We start from the raw sequence: 3,247 nt of genomic DNA on the forward strand, positions 1-3,247 counted from the left end.
ACCGACGAGGCGACCACCCGCCGAGCCCTGCACCAGGCCGTCCACGCCTGGCACGACGACCCCCACGCGGTCGCCACCCAGCAGCTCGACAACACTCGCGACGTGCGTGCCCGGCTCGAAGCGGCCGCCCGGCAGGCCCCCGAACAACGCTGGGCTCCCCTCGCCGACCGGCTCGACCCACGCCTCACCGCCCAGGAGGACTGGCCCGCCCTGGCCCATGTCATGCAGCACCTCCACGACGAAGGCCACGACGTCCAGACCCTCGCCCAAGCCACCATCACCAATGAGCCGTTGGTCTCAGCCCGCCCTGCGCAGGCACTGCGCTACCGCCTCGCCGTTATCGCTCCACCCACGGACAGCACGCCCCGGCCAAGGGACGCGGCACCCGCAATGCCTGCACGTCCAGAGACCGAGCGGGCCCCCGCCAATACGCCTTCTCGCCGCCCCGCCATTCCCGGACAATGACCCCCGATGCCCCAGTGGCTCAAAGCTAGGCGCCTTCGAGAGGCTCGTGACAGACCGGATCCGCCGATGAGCGGACCCTCTGCCCGTAGGCCCGTGTACGACCCATAGCTTCGGCGGACGGATCCTGATCGCCCCCGAAGACGCGGGAAAAGCTGCTCGCACCGGCACTCCCCCATCCCGCAGCATGCCGTTGCGGTGATACCTTCCTAGCCACTACCGCCGACCCTAACGATGCGGAGCTTCAATGGCCAACATGTCGTCCCTGCAACTCGAGGGTTTCTTCGGCTACGCCGAACGCAGTATCGATTTCAAGTCGAGCGAGCCAACGATCTTTACGGGCCCCAACGGTAGTGGCAAAACCCAAACGCTTCGAATAATAGAAGCATTACTCAAACTCGATATCAGCGCGTTATCTAGGGCTCCAATCACGTCGGCACGTCTATCATTTACCGACGGTTCTACCGTCGAGGCAGTCATCGAACGTGGGGCCGATCTACAATTCGTGCAGATGCGCCTTGCTGCGACCGGCCCGGGGGGACTTGAGCGCATCGAGGATAGGGTAGACGCAGCCTCGCTGCATCGTCACGAGCAAGCAGCCCTCGAACGTGTTCGCAACCTAGACCGAGTCGGCCCCAACGCCTATATCGATAGACAAACAGGCGTGAGACTCACACTCAGCGAAGCTCACGAGATATATGGGGCACAGACGGCCTGGTCCAGGCGCAGTCGGTTCGGAAGCCTCGGTGCGGCGCGGAGACTTGAGGAGGCGCTCGACCCTGCTCTTGTCGATCGATGGCCCGCCATGCCGTGCATCACTATTGATACGAAGCGCCTTGACTCGGTCGCGGATCGGGGCAACGACCTTGCGGGAAATCGGCGGTTCGCCAGAGATGGTGAGAAGTTGGCCGCCTCACGTATCGCAGGCTACTTGCGACGAATCGGTGAACAGGTGGAGTCCGCTAGGCGTCAAGCGATAAGGGTGAACCAGAGCGCGGACAGCAGTTTCGCTGCGCGGGCTCTTGACCGAGCGCATGAGACTGTCAAAGAGTCCGATCTGCGCGAGCGGTACCAACTGCTAGTTAGTCAATCGGAGGAGTTGGCCGAGAACGGCTTGCACTTCGGCGACGCCCCTCCTCCAATTCGGGAGGGCCGAATGAACCCGACCGAGAGGCGGATTTTGGCGGTCTTCCTAGAGGACTGGGAAAAGCGTCTTCGGCCTCTCCAGCCCATCAACCGCAAGATCGACCTATTCCGGTCCTTGATCGACGGCAAGTTGGCACAGTCTTACAAAGGCACGGCTCCGACTGAAGCGGGGATCGCGGTCGTCAACTCCTACGGTCAGAAGTTGAAGGTGTCGACGCTCTCCTCGGGCGAGCAGCACCTAGTCGCCATCTTTACGCAACTTCTCTTCGACACCAGGCCGGGATCCGTCGTTCTAGTCGACGAGCCAGAGATCTCTCTTCACCCCGCCTGGCAGCATGAATTCATTAACGATCTCGAGCGGGTCGGTGAACTGGTTGCCATACAGACCGTGATCGCTACACATTCCCCCTCTATTGTTAATGGTAATTGGAACCTTGAGGTACCTCTTTCACTGGAGAGGCCTCCCGAGATGAATATTGAAGGGCTGACCGACGAGGACGATCTTGCCGACTCCGTCAATATTGAGAACCACGACGACGATGTCTGAAGAGGGGTCACGGTCGGCCTCTCTGTCACTGCGAGAGTTTGATGACCTCGCGGGGAGGCTACACTTCCACTTGGCTCCCCCGCAGGTAGATCCCGTGGTTCTCGTTGAAGGGAAGGCGGACGAATTGGCACTTAGTCCCATCGTCCCGAGAGAAAGAGTCTTTATCGCGGGTTCGAGGTCGCGGGTTAGTGAAGTGGGCGCTCGGTTGTGGGAGCTGGGTGACAGGGACTTCGTGTGCGTTTACGACACTGACTTCGATTCGGGTGCTGATTTCGTAGCTTGCGGGTTCGCCTGTCACCCATACGAAGGAATTGATCTCGAGAATACAATACTGGAGATGGGCGTTGCCGAACGGTTAGTCGAGGCAGTAGCTTCTGAGCAGAAACTCACGGCATCGGGCGGCGCTGAGCAGGTAGTCGATAAAGCACGCCAGGCAGTCGCTCCGCTCTCTAGCCTCAGGCGAGCGAACGCAGTAAAGCAATGGGGCCTGCCATTCGATCAAGTGGACCTTGACAAGTACATTAGGGAAGATGGCTCGCTCGATACTGACAAGTACCTCCGCATACTGCTCCAGAAGCGGCCCGCCTCAGCATCTTCCGCGCCACCGTCGGTACAGGACCTGCAGATCGCTGCACAAGGGTCGTGTGCAACGGGCCTTTACCGCGGTCGCGACATTCTCCAGATCCTTGCGAAGTACCTACGCATGACTTTCCTCCGGCAAAAGAAAAACATGGGGGCAAGCCCCGAGGCGTTGGAGGCGATGGTCCATGTTGCGGCCAGCTCGGTGCTTGCACTAACCGAGTGGGCGGCGGAACTTCAGCGAATCACGGGGTCGAAGCGGATGCCCGCACAGTAGGGTTGGACGAGGCTTCGCGGGCTGGCCCAAGCGGGCGTCAGACCTGGTGGTGGACCCAAGCACGGAGTGCTTGACACCAAGGTGTCTAATGGTTGATCGACGATGTACAACCCAAGGGCTTGACCCCATCGCACTCACTGACTGCGTACTGGGTGGCATCCGCTCCTGAGTTCCTAACGGAAGTCAAGCGACTTGGGACGGCTTATTCTGGGCGTGGGCAGGCCGGGGTGTTGGAG

The 3,247-nt window shown here is 60.7% G+C and carries 3 protein-coding genes; 2 read left to right on the forward strand and 1 reads right to left on the reverse strand.

Translation table 11 applies throughout. The annotated features are described in order from the left end of the window. A partial coding sequence (locus tag D4B81_RS17575; RefSeq protein ID WP_161965291.1) for a hypothetical protein occupies window positions 1–270 on the reverse strand: 270 nt, incomplete at its 3' end. A 448-nt stretch (window positions 271–718) separates the two neighbouring features. Here D4B81_RS17575 and D4B81_RS17580 point away from each other — a divergent pair. Both D4B81_RS17580 and D4B81_RS18355 read left to right on the forward strand, forming a co-directional pair. Next, window positions 719–2,155, forward strand: coding sequence for an AAA family ATPase (locus D4B81_RS17580; protein ID WP_161965292.1), 1,437 nt, complete (start codon window positions 719–721; stop codon window positions 2,153–2,155). A 232-nt stretch (window positions 2,156–2,387) separates the two neighbouring features. Further along, window positions 2,388–3,011: a hypothetical protein gene (locus D4B81_RS18355; protein WP_161965293.1), complete on the forward strand. Its 624-nt coding sequence runs from the start codon at window positions 2,388–2,390 to the stop codon at window positions 3,009–3,011. Window positions 3,012–3,247 lie beyond the last annotated feature (236 nt).

Source organism: Ornithinimicrobium cerasi (assembly GCF_003702705.1).
Lineage (GTDB): Bacteria > Actinomycetota > Actinomycetes > Actinomycetales > Dermatophilaceae > Ornithinicoccus > Ornithinicoccus cerasi.

Excerpts from the sequence above, each read along its gene's own strand:
- D4B81_RS17580 (WP_161965292.1), top strand. The coding sequence starts at position 719 with ATGTCGTCCCTGCAACTCGAGGGTTTCTTCGGCTACGCCGAACGCAGT.